Source organism: Diplocloster modestus (genome assembly GCF_019042245.1).
In the GTDB taxonomy this organism is placed as follows: Bacteria; Bacillota; Clostridia; order Lachnospirales; family Lachnospiraceae; genus Diplocloster; species Diplocloster modestus.
Genome location: NZ_JAHQCX010000011.1, coordinates 83,119 through 103,427, shown reverse-complemented (window position 1 = coordinate 103,427; position 20,309 = coordinate 83,119). Strand labels below are relative to the sequence as shown.

The following is a 20,309-nucleotide window of genomic DNA, read 5'->3' as shown; positions in this document are numbered from 1 at the left end:
AGCATATAAGATATTACTGCCTTCGCACAGCCCTTAAGTCCACTCCCTCAGAACTTAGGATCATGCCCCCTGTCAGCAGAAGCAAAAACCATGGGAAGAGACTGATAAAGCCTCCTGAGGCAGCCAGGCCGAACAGCGGCGGCAGTATCGTACTTCCGATATAGCCAAAAGCCATCTGTGTTCCCATCATAGCCTGCGAGGCCTCTCTGCCAAAGCGCACCGGAGTCTCGTGAAGCAGTCCCGGAAATACAGGCGCACAGCCCAGTCCAAACAAGACAAAGCCGGGCATCGATGCGGCAGCAGGCAGGGGCAGCAAAAGGAGCAGGCAGCCTGCCAGACAGATTACCAGTCCCAGGCGCACCAGGCTTCTATTCTTAAACCTGACTGCCAAAAAGCCGCACAGGAATCTGCCCAGGGTGATCCCCATATAGAACAGGGATATCCACCGGGCTGCCGTATCGGCGGAGATTCCCTTCGCTTTTACCAGATAGCTGCTGCCCCACAGGCCGGCCGTCAGTTCTGCCCCGCAGTAACAGAAGAAAGCCAGCCAAGCCAGAATCGCTCCGGGCAGCTTCAAAACCCGGATTTTTTCTCCTGTGGGCTTTTCATTCTCTCTGTCCGTATCTTTGTTTTCGAATTTTTTCCACAGGAACAGCGTCCCTAATAGAATAAGGACCAGCACAAACTGTATTACTGAGATCGTCCGGTATCCTTTTCTCCATCCCTGCTCTTCCTGCAAAAACACGGAAATGATCATGGGCCCGGACATAGCCCCCAGTCCCCAGAAACAGTGGAGCCAGTTCATATGGCTTACCTTATAGTGCAGAGCCACAAAATTATTGAGTGCCGCGTCTACCGCTCCCGCGCCCAGGCCCAGCGGGACGGCCGGGATACATAACCACAGAAACGAAGGCGCCAGCGAAAAACCTAAAAGCGCCGCCGCTGTCATCAAAACGCTGACAAACGTAACCATACCGGTTCCAAATCTGCGGATACAGATTCCGCTTAAAAAACTGGACAGGATCGTCCCTCCAGTGATAATCATGGATAGCATTCCCGCTCCGGAAAGAGGGATCTGCAGCTCCTGGTTCATTACCGGCCAGGCCGATCCCAACAGCGAGTCCGGCAGCCCCAGGCTGATAAACGCCAGATATATGATAATTAGTAAAATCGTTGCCATAGATACTCCTCATTGATGGTTTATTTCAGTCCACAGGTTGGAAATAAGTGTCGATCCCATCTGCTATTCCCGTTGCTATGTCCTGTTGGTACTCCTCCGCGGCCATCTTCTGATCCTCCTTGGGATTCGTCATAAATCCCATCTCCACGATAGTGACCGGTATCTGGCACCAGTTGATTCCGCTCATGGTATCTGTCTTGGATACCCCTCTGTTTTTCGCTCCGGTGGCCTCACACATCTGATCCAGCACACTTTCCGACAATCTCAGGCTGTCATCATACAGATCACTGACGTAGGGATTACCGCTGGTGGGACACATGGTCAGCGCGCCGTGGACGCTGGAATCTTCCGATCCGTTGGCATGTATCCGGACAAAGATCTCCGCCCCCGATTCGTTGGCCAGATCCGCCCGCTCCTTATTGCTCAGGTTCACATCATTGGTATCCCGGATCATCACGATCTGGTATCCCCTGTTCTCCAGTTCATCTCTGAGCTTTCGGGATACCTGGAGGGTCAGCTCATATTCTTTCAGACCTGTGGCCGTACCGGATGTGCCGGCCGCCACCTTGGGTTTGGTCTGGGAGGCCCCGGGGCCTATGGGCTCCTGCTCATTATTTCCCTTCGCCTGGTGTCCGGCATCAATCGCTACGATATGACCGTTTAACGTGTCCTTGGCCGCTGTCTGTCCGGCTGTTTCTTCCGGCATGTTCGCACCTGTGTCCGCATCCGGTACCTCCGCTCCCAGGGAAGTGTCCCCGCCGGCATCTGTGGGTTCGGGTGACTCTGCCGGTGCGGCGTCCGGCGTCGATGCCGGCGCTGTAGGCTCTATCGATTGCTCCGCCGGCAGATTGGTCTCCAACTCCCTTTCCGGGGTCTGCACAGGAGGCTGCGGATCGGCGGCCGGTTCTTTTTTGGAACAGCCTGCGATGGCCGCTGCTGTTATGATCAGGATAAGCAGAAGCTTTACGCTTCGCTGTAATGTTTTCATATATAGTTTCATCCTTTCTGCAAATAGACCAATAGGGACATGTCCATTTCACCCCGGTTCCATTTGGACATGTCCCAATCCGGTATGGACATGTCCCAAACCGAAATGGACATGTCCCCAATCGTATGGCCCAAATCGTTTGGCCTTATTTTAGCAGGCGATACCGGTTGAGGCACTGGTAGAATTCCTGGGGGCGTGGAAGGACCGCGTGGCCGGCCGGATAATTGGGCGGGACGATGGATAGAATACCATTTTTTTCGATCAGGCTGTAAAGGTGCTCCACAACCTGACGGACTGTACGGTTTCCGCCCAGAAGCTGTTGTATCGCGATCCGCATCATGTAACCTAACGCAGCGACCTGACCATTGTCGGTGAGCTGTTCCAGATAACGCAGATCTATGGTCTCGTGATTGATCATCACATAGTCCCGGCCGCCTGTCTTGATCTTGATATCGTCTCTTCGTCCCCTCGCATCCCTCTGCTGCTGCCCGTTACCGTCGGCTCTTAGACGGCGTTCAAATAACAGCTGCGGAAAAGGCTCCTCCTGCTGCCGTACCTGGGCGTTTTCCAGACGGCACAGTTCACCTGCCTTGGCCGTCACATCCTTTACCCGGTAATGATCCAGCTGAAGCACCGTGTCCGCCACGGATAGGTAGTCGCCGGAGCTGCCGATCACGATCACCGTGGATATCCCCGCATCCTCATATAAGCTCCGGATCCGCCGGATAAACGGGGTGATCGGTTCTTTGTCGTCCGTAACCAGTTTCGCCATCAGCGCATCCCGGATCATGAAATTGGTAGCCGAAGTGTCTTCATCGATGAGCAGGGTTTTCGCGCCCGCCTCGATTCCCTCTATGACATTGGCAGCCTGGGAGGTGCTTCCGCTGGCATTTTCCGTAATGAAATCCTCGGTATTCTGTCCCCCCGGCAGATGACTGATAAAAGGGGAAATATTACAGTGATGAATACACCTTCCATCCTCCGCCCGTATCTTAAGCGCTGTGATGTCAGTGACTACATATTCCCGGCCGTCTCCCGGAATATGCGGATAGACACCGGCTTCCAGCGCTCTTAACAGCGTGGATTTCCCGTGGTATCCCCCACCGGTAATTACGGTAATTCCCCTCGGAATGCCCATCCCCTGAATTCTGCCATGGTATGGGAGGTTCATTTCCACCCGAAGGCTTTCCGGAGAGGTAAATGGGATCCCCTCCTTCATGGGAAGATCGGAAACTCCGCTTAACCGGGGCAATATGGAACCATCCGCCACGAAAGCCACCAGATTCTTCTGCCGCAGCTCTTTGGCGATGGCCTGCTGATCTACCGACAGTTCCACCCTGCGTTCCAGCTCCTCCTGGCGCAGACGGGCATAATAAAAAGTCCTTCCGGCTATCTGGGGCAGCAGCACGAACAGTATTTTCTCCATTTCATCCGATAGTATCGTGCGTCCTCTGGCCGGAAAGCCAACTTCGATCCGCACCTCTAACTTCTCCCCCATAGTCACCGCCGTGCGCTCAAACATCTCCTGCCCCGGACGGCAGGTGGTGATAGTCCCGCTTTTTCCGGACCCCATTCCCTTTTGCTCTACGGCACGTATGTTGCGGTTCAGCAGCCGCAGCAGATAGTCCTCCAACGCGGTTTTTTTGCATTTTTCATCATACAGCCGGGCTGGAAACTGATGAAACTTCCGCTCTACCACAAACCGCACCCTGGAAGGACTGGCAAAGGGGTCCCCCTGTACGTGGTCTAAAAAAAGCTGATATTCGCCGAAATCATAGCCGCCCGCCAGATCCTTATAAAATCCGTAGCTCTTGCGATCGATCCGTTTTAATATCTGTCTCAATTCATCTGATGATTTTATCATTGACATATCTGTTCCCTGCTCCTTTATCTGTCATATCCTCTGTACTTGATTCCTTTGTACAATACAGTACCACACTCCAGCAAAATTGCAAAGATCACAATCAGCAAAAAGAAATTCGTCATTAGATTCCAGATCAGCGCTCCAAGATCTGGATTCATTCCCGGAAAAGCTTCCTGAAGCTGAGGTATAAACTGTGGATTCCAGATCTTAAACTGGGTAAAAATAAAAATACTGAGCAGCAGGGATATTCCATTTCCGATCAGAACCACTACCGCTAGACGCATGGTATATCTGCCTTCAACCAGCTTGACGATCTCAGCGACAGCCGAACAGGCAAACCAGATGCAAAACAGCGGAAGAGCCCTCTGCAGGACACTGAGCTGAAAAATCGGAACCATGGTGATAACACCGTCTCTATACACGGTTGCCCCTATAATCTGGGGTATGAACACCATGATCACAAAAAGTATCATCAAAAAGACGAGACTGACAATCGGCTCCCCCTTGGAAATTCTGGCATTTTTCTCCGGCACCGGCGGCAGGAAATCCATTCCCTCCTGAAAACTGAAAATATCCCCCTGAACCCCGATCCGCTCCATGACGGCAAAGATCAGCGTAACCATGGCAAAGGCGGTGACAGCGCTGCCGAAGAATGCCTCCAGCATCTCCCAGACAGCCATAAACCACAACTGGCCGGTTCCCGCGAATTCAATATCCAACCCGGAAGTCATCCGGCTGATCAATACCGCTGCTGGTCCCGCAATCACCGCAATCAATAGCACAATCTTGAGAATCCAGATATATCTCGGGTACAAGTCAGGCCCGATCAGATAATGCTTCTTTTCCCCGTATTTGGCCGCCAGTTCTGATGGGGTGCCCAGCTCCATCAGCACGATCTCCACATCTTTCTTTTCCAAAGTTCTGTCCCGGATCCGTTCCTCTATCATATCCCAGATCAAAGTGCGCAGTTCCTTTAAAATATCTTCCTTATTCCTGCCGGGCAGAAATCGGGCCACCTGATAAATATAGCGTTCGATCATGTCCTCCGTATATTTCCTGATATCCATTTAGCAATCCTCCCCATTCACCAGCACGTTCAAATAGCTCTGCATATTTTTCCAGTAGGTTTTCAGTTCCTCAAAAATCTCTTTGCCGAAATCCGTTAACACATAGTATTTCCTGGGCTTCGCTCCCTGCGTCTCCCATTCACTTCTTAAAATCCCCTGTTTTTCCAGCCTTCGCAGCAGCGGGTATAAAGTATTCGCTTCCACGCCAAATTCATTCTGTTTCAATTCCTGAATCAGGGAGTACCCGTACTTCGGCGACTGCAGCCTGCTCAAGACACTCAAAACAACGGTGCCCCTGCGCATCTCGACTGCAAATCCGTTCAGAATCTCCTGCCGTTCTTTCATGTGCTCTCTCCTATCAGATTTATTTCCCTTGGATCAAATTCTTCTTAAGTATAAATTATTGTTAAATTCATTATACTGTGTATTACACATTATTGTCAACCGAAAATTATATTTATCAGAAAGGTATAAAAGGGGAGACTGTCCGAAAACTAAATAAAGTTATTTTTACTAAGGCCCCGCCGCGTTCCTCTCTTCCCGGACCTTAGTAAAAATAACTTTATTTAGTTTTCGGACAGTCTCCCCAGATGAAAAAAGTAGTCCGCAGACCAAAGAGGCGCCATCCGGCGCCCCTTTTCCATTCATCGTCCTGTTTTAACAACCTGGTAAACCAAATACAAATTTCCGCGGCACTTATCCTTTCACCGATCCGGCCACCACCCCTTCAATAATATACCGCTGCATCACAAAATAAAACAGCACAAGCGGTAAAGTGGCCAGCACAAGCATGGGGAAGAATGACGTCCAGTTTGTGAAAAACGGCCCCACATTCTTATAGACCTCCTGGAGCAGAACGCCCTTCTTCGGATCCTGAAGAAAGAGAAGCGGGGTCATAAAGTCATTCCAGACAGCAAGGGCATCCAATATCGCAACCGTGGACACAATGGGCTTTAACAACGGAAAAACAATCCGAAAGAATATCCCCAGCGTCCCACATCCGTCAATTTCCGCGGCTTCCTCCAGTTCGATGGGGACGGTGGAGATAAATCCCTTAAACAAAAAGACCGACAGCGGCAGATTGATACAGAACACATCGATTATAATGATTCCCGCGAGCCGGTTCATCAGATGCAGGCCGCTGATAATCCGATAAAGGGGTATAATAGCAATCTGAAAGGGCACAATCAGTCCAACCATAAATACCGAAAACATGATGCGGTATATCCTGTTAGTCCTCCTGGCAATCACATAGGCAGCCATGGAAGAAATGATTAACAGCACAACCACTGCGCAGCCTGTAATGATCATGTTATTTTTAAGCGCACGCAGATATTCCATGGAATCCAGTGCCTTCTTATAGTTTGCCAATGTCAGACGGACCGGCAGTCCCAACGGATGTGCCGCTGCCTCGGCCGGCGTCTTGAAGGTGGTAACCAGAAGATAGTAAATGGGAATCATCATAAATACGGACAGCGCGCCATACAGCAGATTCCAGAGACCAGCATGCTTTCTCATGATATCCCCTCCTCCCAGCGGTTTAAGAAATAGGTAACCACCCTGGTGATTGCAAATACGATGAGAAAGAACAGCACGGCAAATGCACAGGCGTACGCATTCCTGCCGCTGTTAAAGCCCTCTCTGATCATGGTCGTCATGATTGTCTCTGAGGCATACCCCGGACCTCCCTTAGTCATGGCGAACACTGCGTCAAATACCTTCATGCCGCCAATGAGACTCATCAGGATATTAAAGGACGCCGCCGGATAGAGAAGCGGCAGCGTAATTTTGCAAAACAGCCTGACTCCCCCGGCTCCGTCGATTCTGGCCGCCTCATACAGACCCGGGTCGATGGATTTTAAATTTGCAATATAGATAACCATACTCCATCCGGTCCACTGCCACACCTGGGTAGCCAGAACCGAATATAAGGCCAGCTTCTCATTTCCCAACCAGTTTACCGGCTTTGCGCCAAAGCTCTGGATCATATGATTTAAAAGACCGTAATCCGCGCTGGTCATAATATACTGAAACAGATAGCCGACTACCAGAATGCTCAAAACCGCCGGGAAAAAGAACACCGACTTAGCCACATTCGCCATAAATAGTTTCCGGTTCAGCAGGACCGCGAATACAATGGCCAGAGAATTCTGGACGACAGTAATCACAGCGGCGTAACGGACGGAATTCCAGATTGCATGCATATTTTTTGTATCCTGAAACAGCTTCCGGAAATTATCCAGCCCGACAAAATGGTAATCCGGTATGTATATGGACCAATTGGTCACGCTGTAGCCAAAGCTCATAAGGGTGGGAAGCAGAAAAAATACCACAAACCCCAAAAACGCCGGCATTGCCATGAATAAAAACACAAAATTTTTTCTATTAGAACGCATTTATCATTCTTCCTTCCTGCTGCCTGCGGCTTCTGGTCCCTGCCGCAGTCTCATGCTCTATGAGGGGTATAAAAAGGCTGCCGCAGCATTCTGCAGCAGCCTTTTGCACTTTTTTCAACTATGCGCTATTCCCAATTTATGCGCCATCCTCACCAATACACTATCCCGGTTTGTGTACTTTTAAACCAATTAATTCAATGTTTCCCGCATGGTGTCATTGATCTCATCCGCATCCGCCAGCGCCTCTTTTACCGTCTTCGTACCCGCTAATACTTCCTGAAGGGACTTTCCATATCCCTCAACAATCGGGTTGCCTGCAATCCAGGAAGCAGTCCACGGCGCATAGACATTACCTGCCTTAAACGCTTCCTCGCAATCCGTATAGATATCTCCCAGGTCAACGTCCACACCGGTTAAGAAGGAGCTTCCCGCATTGTCCTTAATCAGCGCCAGCTGCGCCTCTTCCGTGGCTGTAAATTCCAGGATCTTAAGCACTTCTTCAGCGTGCTCTGTCTTCTTATTGACTGCGAAAGCGGATCCCGGGCCGCCGACCAGCCATCCGGGGCCTTCCTTCAGGCCCGGTATCGGGAACATTCCCAGCTCCATCTCCGGATTCTTCTCTTGGATCGTCCCCACTGCCCAGGGACCGCTCTCCCACATGGCCGCTTTCCCGGTTGCAAACTCATCCAGGGCCTGGTCATAGCTTAACCCCAGCATATCCTGTGTCAGACATCCTTGCGTAATAACCTTCGACCATTGTTCCACATATGGAAGCCATGCCTCGGACAGCTTTGCCTCGCCGGCATTGAACTTACTGTCGAAATCCTTATTTTCCGGATCCGAATAGAATTCATTGTTTACCACGCCAATGCTCTGCTTCATCATGGGCTCCCAGGACTGTGCTCCCATGGTCTGAGGCTTAATTCCCTTGGCGCTTAAATCTTTATGGATCCGGATGAACTCATCCAGGGTTTTCGGAACTTCGATACCATTGTCCCGGAAAAGAGCCTTGTTATAGAATATTCCCTCATACCAGCTTTGAAGCGGTGTCGCATAAACTTTTCCGTCCACGGAATAGGGTGTCAGGCCTGCCTGGGCATATTTTCCGGTAAAGGACTGATCCGTCAGATCCATTAAGTAACCGGCATTGGCCAGAAGCCTTGTCTCACCGCCCACCTCGATGATGTCCGGCCCCTGCCCCGCCTGAAGCTGGGAATTGAGCACGTTGTTGAAATTATCCAGGGCCACGAATTCAAAGTTAATCTTAATATCCGGAAACTTCTCCTTTAACAAAGTGAGATATGTAGCCCGGGTGGCCTCCGCATTGTAAGCCATCAGCCGGATTTCCACCGGCTCCCCCGCGCTCTGGCTCTGTGCCTCATCCTCCTTATCATCCTCCTGTGAGCCGGCCCCGGCTTCTTCCTGCCCGGCCTCTGTTTTCGCCGTTTCAGGCACTTCGCCAGCCGTTTTCTGGCAACCGGTCAGTGCCGAAGCCATCATGACCCCCGTGAGTATCAGGGCTATAACGTTTTTTCTCTTCATAACAATTCCCTCCTGTTTTCTGGCCTTTATTCCTTGCTGCCATGTGATACCCTTATTATAGAGAAATCTCCTGCAGGAGAAAAGTAACTGGATTCCGCATTCCTGTCACTATATTATGCTTTCGGTTACCGCCGGCATCCCGGTTCCATATATTCCAGGATAATAGGGCCCGCCGTCTCCCTGCTAAGATAAACGCTTCCGCCCCCTTCGATACAGTGTCCGCCGTACTTCCAGCGTCCCTTTGGCAGTGCGGCAAGTCTTCCCGTCTCCCCTTTTTTAATACAGGGAGCCACTAACAGCCGTTCTCCCATCATAAACTGATCCATAACCGTCTCCATCCCCTGTCCCGGAAATGAATATTCCATAGGCCGTATCACCGGTTCCCCTGTTGCAGCCGCCTGCGAAAGCGCCTGCGCCCGCTCTTTTCCATAGGCTTTTCTGATATCCAGTTGTTCCTTCAGCCGCTTAAACCGCTCTTCGTCCAGAATTCTCCAGGGAGCGGCGGAAAACTGGATTACCGGCATCATACATGCGGTTTCACTGTGGCATAAGAATAGCTCCTGGTCCAGCCCGGCCTCCTTTTCTTTTGCAAAATTCAGATACTCACCGCCGCCCACCAGATCCGGGCAGCAATACGGATGTCCGGTCAGCCCCTGAACCAATGTGTCGGGAATCAGCGCACCGATTCCTTTCTCACCCCAGGAATGCTCCTTATCGCAAAGCCGCTGCATCAGAGAATAGCCCCCCGCCTTCCAGGACGCACGGTATTCGTTAAAGCTGTACCTTTCACCGTATTGGGCCCACAGGCGTGACTGTTCATTTCTGCCGCAGCCTTCCCGGGGATAGTAAATACTGTCCCCCGCGTCGAACTTGAAGCCATCCACGCCTGTTTCCTGAAGCCGCATCATCTGTCTGTCAAACCAGGAAACCGCTTCCTTCCTGGAGAAGTCCAGTACCCCGGAATATCCGTTCCACCACCGGGAAAGGTACGGCTCCCCATCGGGCCCCGCCGCCAGGATTCCCCTTTCCCCGGCATCCCGCCAGGCTATGGAATCCGGCGTCACGAAAGGGCACACCCAGATCATCACAGAGAATCCCATAGCCTTCAGTTCTTTTACCATCCCGGCCGGGTCGGGGAACCTGCCGCTGTGGAACCGCCAGTCTCCATAGCATTCGCTCCATCCATCATCAATCATCAGAACTCCGGGCTCCATACCGTGCCCCACAATCCCCCGTGCATAATCCAGCACCGCCTGCTGCGACTGATAAAACGTAAGCTCTATCCAGGTGTTGTAAACAGGTGCGTCAAACAGGCGTTCCGACAGCCGAAACGGATGAAAGGGGAAGTGCCTCTTCATACCCGCCAGATAAGCCCCGCGCAGTGTGCCAAATCCCTTCCCAAGTTTTGCATCATCGGGACAGGTGATTCCCTCCCTGTCAAACCTGACGGAAAACCCTCCCCGCCCCCAGAGATACCGCCCCTTGGAGGACAGGAAGAACGGCATTGCCTGATTGGGCGTGGAATTGGGCTCCAGATTGATCTCCCGGATATCCCCCTGTCCCACCGGCTGTCTTATACCGTCGCAGGCCGCTCCTCCGTACCAGTACTCTCCCTGAATCCAATGAATCTTCATCTTTTTTCTCCCCCATGCGCTTCTCTTGTGCGGACCGCCCTGTATTCATTGGGCGTGTACCCCGTACATTTTTTAAATAAACGGGAAAAATAGCTGGGATTATCGTATCCCACCATATAAGCAATCTCATAGCTCTTATAGTCCGTTGTGAGAAGCAGCTTCTTTGATTGTTTTAAGCGGATTTGCGTCAGACACGACCATATATTTTCCCCTGTTTCCCGCTTGAATAAATAACAGAAATAATTTTTGCTTACTGACAATACAGCGCACATGCTGTCTAACGATATATTGCTGTCAAAATGCTGTTCCAGGTAACCGATGCCCTCCTGCACCAGGCAGCCGTATGCAGACCGGCATTCCGACGCTTCTCCCGCCAGGCATTCCATGGCCTTTTCCATAAACTGCCCCAGCTCATACACCGTGGACAGCTCCGACACATCGCGATAGCTCATTTTCATCAAAGGAAGGTCCCTCATCTCCAGCCGCTCCTCCCGGGTAAACTGCTCCCTGATGCCGCATATTACGTTATAACAAAATTCATAGACCAGATGTAGGTTGGTCGGATTCAAATGAACCGACAGCCCAAGCACTTCCGCAAGAATCTTTTTCGCGGCGGCAAAATCCCGGCCGGAAAGGGCCTGGGCGATAACCTTTGTGCGATCCAAAATATCCAGCTGGTCAAATTCATTTTCCTCGCAGTTATAGCCATAGCCCAGTACCGGTGTCTCTCCCACGTAGAAGCTGAAACGCTCCAGATTGGAGAGCTTCATAAAAGCGGCGGGTAGATGGGAGGTATTATCGTAGGGCAGCGTAAAGCAGACCCGCACTGCCATCTCATATTCAGCCCGGAAGTAACTGCAAATTTCCTTAGCCCATACCTCAGAAGGTTCTTCCTCATCCGCGTATGCCGAGATCATGGCGGTCCAGCAGCCTTCCTCATAGTCCAGCAGCATACACCGCCGTTTTCGGTTCAGATCTTCTTCCAGCCGGTTTTCCAGCACTTCCATTCCGACAGTCAGGCGGGAATCAAGTTCCACATAATCATTGATAGAATTTTCCTCTATCATGATACCTGCCAAACGGTATACGGAAAATTCCTCCGGAATCTGTTCCATCAGGCGAAGGGCCTCAGCCTGGCTGCCACCAGTGCGCATAAAGCGGCTCAGCTGTCTCCTGACCTTGATCCGCTGGTTTTCTTCCAATATCTCTTCCTGCCGTTCTTTTTTATCCATTTTATCTATCAGAAACCGGACCGCCGTCTCCAGCTCGGCTTCATCCACCGGTTTTAGTATATAATGGGAACAGCCCATCTCCATGGCTCTTTTGACATAACTGAAATCAGCATATCCGCTGATCAGGATAAATTCTGTTTCCGGCTTTTTTTCCTTTACCTTCTGTATAAATTCCAATCCATCCATCCGGGGCATCCGTATATCTGTCAGTATAAGGTCGGGACGGTGAATTTCAAACTGCTCCAGCGCATCCATTCCATCCTCCGCGGCGGCACATATCCTGACTCCATATTTCTCCCAGTCAATAATCCGGCTCACCATACGCACAGATAACATCTCATCATCTACAATCAGCGCCTTACGCATCCTGCTCTACCTCCTTCGGAATAATAATGATCACGCTGGTATTCATACCCTCCCGCGAAAACAGCCTGATTCCTGCCCTGGGCCCAAAGCAACTCTTCAGTCTCCGGGAGACATTTAAAAGTCCAATGCTCTTATCTTTTGCGTAGGTATCCCCTTTTTCAAGGTACTCATTCAGCTTTTCCACCTGCTCTGAGTCTATGGCGCACCCGCTGTTGGTCACCGCAATATGGTATTCAAACTCCTCCTCTTGCGCACTGATGACGATGCGTCCTCCCCCGCGGCGGTCAAATCCATGTTCTATGGCATTTTCTACGATAGGCTGAATCATCAGCTTGGGGACTAAGAGCATCCGGGAATCCCCTGAACAGTCCGCAGAATACTGGATCTTTTCTTCCCATCTGATGTTCTGGAGGGCGATATAGTTCTCCGTATAGGCCAGCTCGTCATAAAGGGGTACCAGGTCATAAGGATTATACACAGAGTAGGTCAAAAGCTTCCCCAGCAATGTGCTTATTTTTGAAATGGAATCCGTGTTCTCACAGACCGCCATCGCTTTGATCGTCTGGAGCACATTGTTCAGGAAATGAGGGTTAATCTGATGCTGAAGCGCCTTTAACTGTTCCTCGGACAGCCGTTTCTGTTCCATAAGGAGTGTTCCCGTAAGCAGATCGATTTTCTCCAGCATGTTGCCAACGGTCTCCGAAATCCTGTCTATCTCCATACTTCTGGTCGGTAGAAGCGCCACATCCTTCTTCCCCTCTGCAATCAGGTTTAAACTTCCAATCAGATGGTTCACCGGTCCCAAAAGAGATTTTGAGATCTTGTTAGCAGTCAGAAATATCACGACGCACGCAAACAGTACCATGGCGATGACAAACATACCGTTCGTCCTCTGGATTTCTTCCAGTTGTGTCATGGGCATGATTCCCAGAATACTCCATCCGGAGATGGCTGACTGTTCTCTTGCCACCAGGTAGGAAACCGGATTGCCGGAGCTCTTGTTCACCGTAAAGGATGTGTCTTCTCCTGATAAAAGCTGACTTAACTCTTCCTTCTGTACCTCTGAAAGCCCGCACTCCTCTGGAAAATAGACCGGTGCAGAGCCGTCATATACCGCTATCCAGGTATCGGAGTCCTGATCCTTATCCGCAATAATTGGCTCCAGACGAAAATCGCAGAGAAGATAAGAAGGCTCCTTCATAATATACTGGTTAGCATCCCTGATGGGCGTGGCAATGGATACGGTACGGTCTGCCGGGGCATTCAGCAGATACTCCGTACCGTGAAAGTTCGTGAAGGAAGCCTGTCTTACGCTGTCCTTAGTAACCTCCTGATACCATATCTGGTCATGGAAATTATAGCCCCTTACCGGAGAGGTGCCGTAATAATAGAGGTACTGTCCGTCCCTGCCGATAATAACCGCATTGGTAATATCGGAAAGGGCGGCCAGCTGCTTGATTTTTGATGCGACCCGCCTCTGGTTGTACAGCTCTATGGAGTAATCCACCTCTTCCGTCTTATTACGGAAGCTAACTGCCTGATTAATATCAGCATCTCCCGCAACAATACCGGATATGTTTTTAATCTGTGCAAAATAATTGTCTATCAAAGTAATATTAGCCGTAACGATTTTCCTGCAGTATTCATAGCTTTGTCTGGGATAGTGATAGCTGTTATAGCTGTACAGCCCGCCTCCAAACAGCGCGATGATAATCATAAAGGCTACGGAAAAGCTGATTACTATCTGCTTTCTTAATGATATCTTCATGGCTTATCCCCCCAATGTTATTATATAGGCTGCCAGATACGGGTTCAATGTTCTTCGATACTTTTTTATTGCACTATATTACGGTTATATCGCAGAATGGCGGAAGAAGGCAATTCATGATACCCCCCCGGACTTCAAGCCCTTTGCTGGGCGCACCCTACAGAATGAAAAAGAGTTTCGCTTGCGAAACTCTCCGCCTGCGGCGGGCCGCGTAAGCGGCATCTTCCTTTCCGCCGCTGTGCGATCCCGCGGAGCGTTTTTTATTTCATAGGATCAGCTTCCTGTGAAATAAAAAAAGGCCCTGCTATAGGGCCCTGCAAACATTTTTCCTTCCATCAGCCTGCCTCACCAGGATTTTTCCAGCTTCAGATTCCAGTCAATCTGGTAAGGATTATCTTTTTGTTCCAGCAGCTTTTCGTAAACCATGCGCCTCTCGTAGCTGGCAGATCCTTCTTCGTCCATATCGTCCTCCTGCCAGTACTGATAGCCATACAGGTAGCTCTCTGCCATGTCCTCCCAGGAATCATAGGTGCCCTGAAGGATTTCAGATATTTCCAGGGACTTATCCAGCGCTTCTTCTTTCGTATAGAAATCTACGATATAAAACTGTCCCAGCAATTGGTTCGCCCTGCAATAATCCCAGGCGTCTATTGCGTGATCCCCATATGTATCGTACGCTTCCAAAATGGAATACACATAAGCCTGATCCGCTTCCTCGAAGCTGTCTTCGATCAACGTTTTCTGCTCCTCCTCACTCAGATCCATCACGCCGTTTTCCTGAAGATAGGCAATATCTGACGCAAACTGGGCCCGGTGTCCCTCTCCGATCAGCCAGTCCAGCTGTTCATCCGCAGACGCCCGGTCGGTGATATCCCACCATTCTTCCAGAGAGGCCAGCAGCAGCTTCTTACTGCCCACCACTTTATTCATGCCGCCGATCGCATTTAGATTCCCGTTATTCGCCTTCGTCAATATAGCGTAGGTCGCGTTCATCCACCGGACTGTATCCGGAAGCGGTTCCTCCTGCTTTTTTGCTCCGCAGCCGCTTATTATGGTCATGATTAACAGAACCACGGTCATAATTTGAATCTTCTTTTTCATTGTCTAAACTCCTTTTTGGGTTTTGTACCGTCCATTATAGCATAACTCAGGGCGTGATTGCCCATTTTATCACCGAATCCTCTTTCTTTTCAAATATTCGGTAAGCCTCCATTGCATTGCCAAGAGTCGTCCGATGGGTAATCAGGCACCTGGTATCCAGCTTCCCGCAGGCGATCAGACGCATGATTTCTTCACAGTTGGAAGCATCCACCCCCCCTGTTTTAAAGACCAGATTTTTCCCGTACATATCTGGCAGCGGCAGTACCTGGGCCTGCTCGTACATGGCGATCACGCAGACTACCGCGTTGGGCCGTGCGATCTGCCAGGCCGTCTGGAAACTTTCCTCCGAACCCGCCGCCTCCAGCACGGCATCCGCTCCTCTTCCCTCAGTCAGTTCGAGGATTCTCTGCCTTACATCTGTATGCCTGGGATTCAGGGTCACGTCTGCCAGCCCTTCCCGCCGCACCAGATCAAGCCGGCTGTCATCCACATCGATGGATATGACCGCAGATGGTCCGTATAAGCCGGCGCACATTAACGTACACAGGCCTGTAGGACCGGCACCGATAACCGCCACCGTATCGGCCGGTTTGATCTCTGCCAGTTTAGCGCCCCAGTACCCAGTCGAGAGGATATCACCGGTAAATAATGCCTGCTCGTCACTCACGTCCTCCGGTATCATGGTCAGACCGTGATCCGCATGGGGGATGCGCACATATTCCGCCTGTCCGCCGTCGATCCGGCAGCCCAGTGCCCAGCCTCCGTCAGGATCCGTGCAGTTATTCACATACCCACGCTTACAGTAAAAGCACTCCCCACAGAAGGTTTCCACATTTACCGCCACCCGGTCTCCTGGCTGAAACCTTCTCACCAGCCTCCCTATCTGTACTACCTCTCCGACAAACTCATGACCCAGGATCGTATTTTCCACCGCTCTTGGAACCGCTCCATGCTTAATATGGATATCACTGGAACAGATGGTCGTCAGGGTTACCCTGACGACCGCATCCCCTTCGCTCTGAATCACAGGCACAGGCCGCTGTTCCAGCGCCACCCGGCCGTTACCTTTATATACAACCGCCTTCATCTTACCGTACCCCTCCCTGTTGATCCGTCGTCTCTCTTACGATCAATGTCCCCTCGAAGACCACCCTGTCTTCGACCGGACTTTGGTCCAGCTTCCTGATCAGGATTTCGGCCGCCCGCTGTCCCAGCAGCCTCGTAGGCTGCGCGATGGTGGTCATGGACGGCTCCATCAGTTCACTCAAGGAGATATTATCATATCCGATGATATTGATATCCCTGGGCACCTGTATATGAAGCTTTTTGAATTCCTTCAGGCAGCCGATCCCGAGCAGATCGATGGCTGTCATGACGCTGTCCGGCCGCTCCTTCAAACCGGCATAATAGCGTGCTGCCTTTGCCCCCGCTTTTATGTAATCCTGTTCCGCCTCCGTCTGGGTGCGGTAAGCATATTCCTCATAAAATGGCAGGCCGCAGTCTCTTAATCCCTGCAGATACCCCTGGTACCTGGACTCTGTCACACTGATACTGACTGCGTTTCGCACATAGCCGATCTTTTTCTTTCCCAGCTCATACAGATAGTGTACCGCGTTTCTCGTACTGGCAAATCCATCCGTAAAGACATAGGAAATACCCGGAATATCACGGGCAGTCTCGTCCATGAATACTACCGGGCGTTCTTCAGATACATTTTTCAAATAGTCTACCATCATCGGATTCATGTCATAAGTATTGTAAATGATACCGTCCACATTCCGTTTCAGCAGCTCTTCTATATATTCGGATTCTGTTGTGGTATGGCGCTCCGTATTGCACACCAGCACCACATATCCGTACTTTAACGCCACATCCTCCACGCCCCGGAACATTTCCCCATAAAAGACGTTCGTGTATTCCGGAACCAGCATGGCAATCGTCTTCGTCCGTCCCGTCCGGATTCCCTTTGCAAAATAGCTGGGCGAATAGTTCAGCTTCCGGATCGCCTGTTCCACCGCGATCCTCGTCTGTGCTTTTACTTTGGGATCCTTATTGATCACCCTGGAAACCGTGGATTTTGACACTCCGGCTTCCTTTGCCACATCAAAAATTGTCGCCATTTTCCTGTCTGTTCCCCTCCTGTGTTGTTCTTGGTCCCGCATTAATGGATCAGGTTCAGCAGCAGGACAAACATCATAATTACGGCCAGTACGATTACCACGATTCTGGCGGCCAGACGACGCCTGCGATCATAGCTTTCCATCACTTGTGAATCTTCCCTGTCCGCGTCTTCCTCATCCTGATCCTCCTGAACAGCCAGGAAAGAATCCTTTAACACTTCTCTTGCATTTTCCAGCTGATCCTTTGATACATAAATATCTTCCCCATATACGGAATAGCCCATGGAGACTCTTAAAAAGCTTCCCAGTTCCCGATCTCTGCGGTAACAGGCGATCTGTTCGTTTTTCAGCAGTTCTTCAACCATCCCTGCCTCTACCTGATTGGAAACCGTTAATAATTTTGAGAAATTCCCGATTGTTTGATTTTCTTTTTCCGCCATCTCAGTTATCCCTTCTGTCTTCAGATCCGTGAACCTTCTCCCTCCGGTCCCTTTTCCTAATTAGTCCATTACATCATGATTGCACGCAATCATGACCCCTCCGGGGAGGATGCACACTCCGCACCAAGGTAAGCGCTCCGGCGCAGTTAAATGTCTATCGACATTATAACATAATATGGCAGAACTCAAAACATCAATTTCATCTGATCATACGAAGGTATATTCCGGTATGCTTCAATAATATCCTTCATGCGGTACAGCAAGCCGTATTTCTCACATTCCTGTGTGAAAATTCGAGCCAGGGTTTTGCTGTTTTGGCTCTCACACAAGTATTGGTCAGCGTATATCTGCCTGTATCTATGGCTCAGTCCCGGATGCAGACGGTCCAGCTGCCGGAAGTAATACTCTCTTTGATTTTCCCGCAGGGTAACACCGAACATCCCATACACAAACCGTGCCTGATGTTCTGCGGCCAGTCTCACAATATTTTTGACATTTTCCGGCGTATCGGTCAAAAACGGCAATAAGGGTGTCATTAAGACACCCGTAAAGATTCCCGCCCGGCTAAGCTGTTCCATCGCCGCGAACCGGCTTGAGCTGACGCAGACGCCCGGTTCGATTTCAGCCGCCGTCGCATCGTCCGCAGCCGTTATGGTAAATTTGACGATGACCGGCTGTTCCCTGCCGATCCGGGCAAACAGTTCCTGGTCCCGTACTGCCAGGCTGCTCTTGGTATCCAGGGACACCCCAAACCCATAATCCCGGATCAGTTTGAGCGCTCCCATCGTAAGACAGCACTCTTTCTCGAAGGGGTTATAGGTGTCGGACATGGCTCCGATCCCGATTACCCCCTTCTTCCTCTTACTTTTCAACTCCATCTCCAGGATTTTAAGAGCCTCTGCCTTTCTTCTGACCTGATCAAAATCTTCTATCCGGTAACAGCTGCTGCGGCTGTCACAGTAGATACAGCCATGACAGCAGCCTTTATACAGATTCATGTTATAGTCGATACCAAACCATCCATAATTCTTGGGGGCTGCCCTTTGTAAAATCGACTTGGCCGGTATCTCTTCCGGTAAAAGGACACTCATACGCTCACTCCTGTCTGTTCCATCCGTTCTAAAGCCCGTCACCGGACCGCTACATACACACAGATCTTTGGCTCCTTACCTTCTTCTACCGGATAATATTCTTCAAAATCACCGGTAAAGGTGCGCTCCAGCGGCAGCTGCCATATCTCGTTCCAGAGCTGCCCGACCGCTTCCACTTCGTCTCCGTAAATTTCAAATCTGGCGTACCGGCCGGCCGGGATGATTTTTAATACAAATGGTTCTGTAATCAAAGCCGGAACCGCCTTTACCTCACAGCCGACCGTAACCGAATACGCCCCTGCCGCTTGGTTTTCATAATCAGAATACAGGCCGATGGACCGGTCATTGCTCTTATCCTGAATCTGTCCATAACAGCCCTGCCCATAGAGCTGCTGCCAGAGTCCTCCGATCACTTCCTGCATCCGCGGGTCCTGATTCGAAGTCCTTCTCTCTAATCCGATTACTTTTTTCTCTTCCAGCATAACGATCTCATATTCCATGGTTTTCTTTCCTCTCTTTCCTTTGATGAGGCCAGTATAGCATGGTTAATATGACACCTGACTGTCATATATGATAAATCTGTAACATTTTTTTCAGCCTGAGACAGAACTCCTGCCGGACATCCGCAGGTTTTAACACCTCCAGATACGGCCCATAGGCCATAAAATATCCATACATCCATTCATTTTCAACCATCTCAAAGGAAACCAGGAAACTTCCGTCCTCCATACGTCTCCGCTGCGCGCTGCTGAATTCATCATAAACCCGGTAGGCCATCTCCGGAGCGATTCTAACCTCGACCTGAATTCGTTTCCCATAAGCTTCCCTCTGCCGGGATTCATCAACATCCGGCGGAATCTTCGGGATAAATGTTTCGCTTCGGATATCTAAATGTTCCATCCGCGACAGTTTGAAAAAGCGGAAATCCTGTCTCAGACGGCAAAAGGCCTGAAGGTACCAGTCCGTTCCCTTAAAGACCAGTCTTACCGGTTCCACGTCCCGCCGTTCATATTCCCCGTTCATACCCGAATAATCAAACTCCACGACCTGCCCGGAAAATATAGCCTGCTTTATCTGCTCAAACCGGCTGCTCACGGAATTTTCCGGATTCCACCAGGAAAAATCGATCTGAACCCAGTCAGTGTGCTCTTTTCCGAACAAAGCTGCCAATCTCGACAGAACCGGCTGTACCCCCTCGATCTTGATTGCGTTCATGCTTTGAAGGGATGTGAGGATATGCTTCTGTTCCACCTCAGACAGCACCGATTTATTCAGGACAAAATCTTCCAGCAGACGTATTCCGCCATTTTTGCCCTTGCTGGTATAGATGGGGATCCCAGCCTGGGCCAGCGTGTCCACATCCCGGTATATCGTCCTGGTGGAGACCTCGAAGCGCCGGGCCAGCTCTGAGGCCGTCATATTCTTCCTTTCCAGAAGCAGATATACCATTTCAAACAGCCGGCTGATCTGCATTGTGCTTACCTCCCTTATTGTTCTTTTTTTAGTATAGCATAAAATGG

General features: G+C 50.5%; 18 protein-coding genes. All 18 read right to left on the bottom strand.

Going from position 1 to position 20,309, the window contains the following annotated elements; all coding sequences use genetic code 11:
• Positions 1–13: 13 nt before the first annotated feature.
• A complete protein-coding gene (locus KTH90_RS15830; RefSeq protein ID WP_238727039.1) occupies positions 14–1,180 on the bottom strand; it encodes an MFS transporter in 1,167 nt (388 codons plus the stop codon).
• Positions 1,181–1,205: 25 nt separating this feature from the next.
• Positions 1,206–2,168, bottom strand: a complete 963-nt coding sequence (locus KTH90_RS15825) for an N-acetylmuramoyl-L-alanine amidase (protein WP_238727038.1) — start codon at positions 2,166–2,168, stop codon at positions 1,206–1,208.
• 145 nt (positions 2,169–2,313) lie between these two features.
• The gene (locus KTH90_RS15820; protein ID WP_158352316.1) at positions 2,314–4,029 is read right to left on the bottom strand and encodes an ABC-ATPase domain-containing protein; all 1,716 of its coding nucleotides are present in this window, start codon (positions 4,027–4,029) and stop codon (positions 2,314–2,316) included.
• A gap of 26 nt (positions 4,030–4,055) precedes the next feature.
• Positions 4,056–5,099: a hypothetical protein gene (locus KTH90_RS15815; RefSeq protein WP_158352148.1), complete on the bottom strand. Its 1,044-nt coding sequence runs from the start codon at positions 5,097–5,099 to the stop codon at positions 4,056–4,058.
• Entirely contained in the window at positions 5,100–5,444 is a 345-nt protein-coding gene (locus KTH90_RS15810; protein WP_158352150.1) for a PadR family transcriptional regulator, read from the bottom strand. It lies immediately after the preceding gene.
• Positions 5,445–5,795: 351 nt separating this feature from the next.
• Positions 5,796–6,617 carry a carbohydrate ABC transporter permease gene (locus tag KTH90_RS15805; protein WP_238727037.1) on the bottom strand — a complete coding sequence of 274 codons (822 nt, stop codon included), beginning with the start codon at positions 6,615–6,617 and terminating at the stop codon, positions 5,796–5,798.
• Positions 6,614–7,495 (bottom strand): carbohydrate ABC transporter permease, encoded by an 882-nt coding sequence (locus KTH90_RS15800; protein WP_158352153.1) that lies wholly within the window; start codon positions 7,493–7,495, stop codon positions 6,614–6,616. The genes KTH90_RS15805 and KTH90_RS15800 overlap by 4 nt, the downstream gene beginning before the upstream one ends.
• Before the next feature lie 189 nt (positions 7,496–7,684).
• The gene (locus KTH90_RS15795) at positions 7,685–9,037 is read right to left on the bottom strand and encodes an ABC transporter substrate-binding protein (RefSeq protein ID WP_158352155.1); all 1,353 of its coding nucleotides are present in this window, start codon (positions 9,035–9,037) and stop codon (positions 7,685–7,687) included.
• 125 nt (positions 9,038–9,162) lie between these two features.
• Entirely contained in the window at positions 9,163–10,671 is a 1,509-nt protein-coding gene (locus KTH90_RS15790) for a glycoside hydrolase family 31 protein (protein ID WP_158352157.1), read from the bottom strand.
• Positions 10,668–12,269 carry a response regulator transcription factor gene (locus KTH90_RS15785; RefSeq protein WP_158352159.1) on the bottom strand — a complete coding sequence of 534 codons (1,602 nt, stop codon included), beginning with the start codon at positions 12,267–12,269 and terminating at the stop codon, positions 10,668–10,670. Before KTH90_RS15785 ends, KTH90_RS15790 begins: the two co-directional genes overlap by 4 nt.
• On the bottom strand, positions 12,262–14,037 hold the full coding sequence (locus KTH90_RS15780) for a cache domain-containing sensor histidine kinase (protein WP_158352161.1): 1,776 nt from the start codon (positions 14,035–14,037) through the stop codon (positions 12,262–12,264). Before KTH90_RS15780 ends, KTH90_RS15785 begins: the two co-directional genes overlap by 8 nt.
• Positions 14,038–14,382: 345 nt before the next feature.
• Entirely contained in the window at positions 14,383–15,138 is a 756-nt protein-coding gene (locus tag KTH90_RS15775; protein WP_158352162.1) for a DUF1266 domain-containing protein, read from the bottom strand.
• Positions 15,139–15,184: 46 nt separating this feature from the next.
• Entirely contained in the window at positions 15,185–16,225 is a 1,041-nt protein-coding gene (locus KTH90_RS15770) for an alcohol dehydrogenase (protein ID WP_158352164.1), read from the bottom strand.
• 1 nt (position 16,226) lies between these two features.
• Entirely contained in the window at positions 16,227–17,258 is a 1,032-nt protein-coding gene (locus KTH90_RS15765) for a LacI family DNA-binding transcriptional regulator (protein WP_238727036.1), read from the bottom strand.
• A 41-nt stretch (positions 17,259–17,299) separates the two neighbouring features.
• Positions 17,300–17,698, bottom strand: coding sequence for a putative signal transducing protein (locus tag KTH90_RS15760; protein WP_158352168.1), 399 nt, complete (start codon positions 17,696–17,698; stop codon positions 17,300–17,302).
• 185 nt (positions 17,699–17,883) lie between these two features.
• Positions 17,884–18,789 carry an SPL family radical SAM protein gene (locus KTH90_RS15755; protein WP_238727035.1) on the bottom strand — a complete coding sequence of 302 codons (906 nt, stop codon included), beginning with the start codon at positions 18,787–18,789 and terminating at the stop codon, positions 17,884–17,886.
• A 38-nt stretch (positions 18,790–18,827) separates the two neighbouring features.
• A complete protein-coding gene (locus tag KTH90_RS15750) occupies positions 18,828–19,289 on the bottom strand; it encodes a GyrI-like domain-containing protein (protein ID WP_158352171.1) in 462 nt (153 codons plus the stop codon).
• Between the two features lie 64 nt (positions 19,290–19,353).
• The gene (locus KTH90_RS15745; RefSeq protein ID WP_158352173.1) at positions 19,354–20,262 is read right to left on the bottom strand and encodes a helix-turn-helix transcriptional regulator; all 909 of its coding nucleotides are present in this window, start codon (positions 20,260–20,262) and stop codon (positions 19,354–19,356) included.
• Between the last annotated feature and the right edge of the window lie 47 nt (positions 20,263–20,309).

Bases quoted from the DNA above. Each gene is read 5' to 3' on its own strand.
- KTH90_RS15760 (WP_158352168.1), bottom strand. From the start codon at position 17,698: ATGGCGGAAAAAGAAAATCAAACAATCGGGAATTTCTCAAAATTATTA.
- KTH90_RS15830 (WP_238727039.1), bottom strand. From the start codon at position 1,180: ATGGCAACGATTTTACTAATTATCATATATCTGGCGTTTATCAGCCTG.
- KTH90_RS15825 (WP_238727038.1), bottom strand. From the start codon at position 2,168: ATGAAAACATTACAGCGAAGCGTAAAGCTTCTGCTTATCCTGATCATA.
- KTH90_RS15800 (WP_158352153.1), bottom strand. From the start codon at position 7,495: ATGCGTTCTAATAGAAAAAATTTTGTGTTTTTATTCATGGCAATGCCG.
- KTH90_RS15770 (WP_158352164.1), bottom strand. From the start codon at position 16,225: ATGAAGGCGGTTGTATATAAAGGTAACGGCCGGGTGGCGCTGGAACAG.
- KTH90_RS15790 (WP_158352157.1), bottom strand. From the start codon at position 10,671: ATGAAGATTCATTGGATTCAGGGAGAGTACTGGTACGGAGGAGCGGCC.
- KTH90_RS15775 (WP_158352162.1), bottom strand. From the start codon at position 15,138: ATGAAAAAGAAGATTCAAATTATGACCGTGGTTCTGTTAATCATGACC.
- KTH90_RS15750 (WP_158352171.1), bottom strand. From the start codon at position 19,289: ATGGAATATGAGATCGTTATGCTGGAAGAGAAAAAAGTAATCGGATTA.
- KTH90_RS15780 (WP_158352161.1), bottom strand. From the start codon at position 14,037: ATGAAGATATCATTAAGAAAGCAGATAGTAATCAGCTTTTCCGTAGCC.
- KTH90_RS15795 (WP_158352155.1), bottom strand. From the start codon at position 9,037: ATGAAGAGAAAAAACGTTATAGCCCTGATACTCACGGGGGTCATGATG.
- KTH90_RS15765 (WP_238727036.1), bottom strand. From the start codon at position 17,258: ATGGCGACAATTTTTGATGTGGCAAAGGAAGCCGGAGTGTCAAAATCC.
- KTH90_RS15785 (WP_158352159.1), bottom strand. From the start codon at position 12,269: ATGCGTAAGGCGCTGATTGTAGATGATGAGATGTTATCTGTGCGTATG.
- KTH90_RS15755 (WP_238727035.1), bottom strand. From the start codon at position 18,789: ATGAGTGTCCTTTTACCGGAAGAGATACCGGCCAAGTCGATTTTACAA.
- KTH90_RS15805 (WP_238727037.1), bottom strand. From the start codon at position 6,617: ATGAGAAAGCATGCTGGTCTCTGGAATCTGCTGTATGGCGCGCTGTCC.
- KTH90_RS15810 (WP_158352150.1), bottom strand. From the start codon at position 5,444: ATGAAAGAACGGCAGGAGATTCTGAACGGATTTGCAGTCGAGATGCGC.
- KTH90_RS15815 (WP_158352148.1), bottom strand. From the start codon at position 5,099: ATGGATATCAGGAAATATACGGAGGACATGATCGAACGCTATATTTAT.
- KTH90_RS15745 (WP_158352173.1), bottom strand. From the start codon at position 20,262: ATGCAGATCAGCCGGCTGTTTGAAATGGTATATCTGCTTCTGGAAAGG.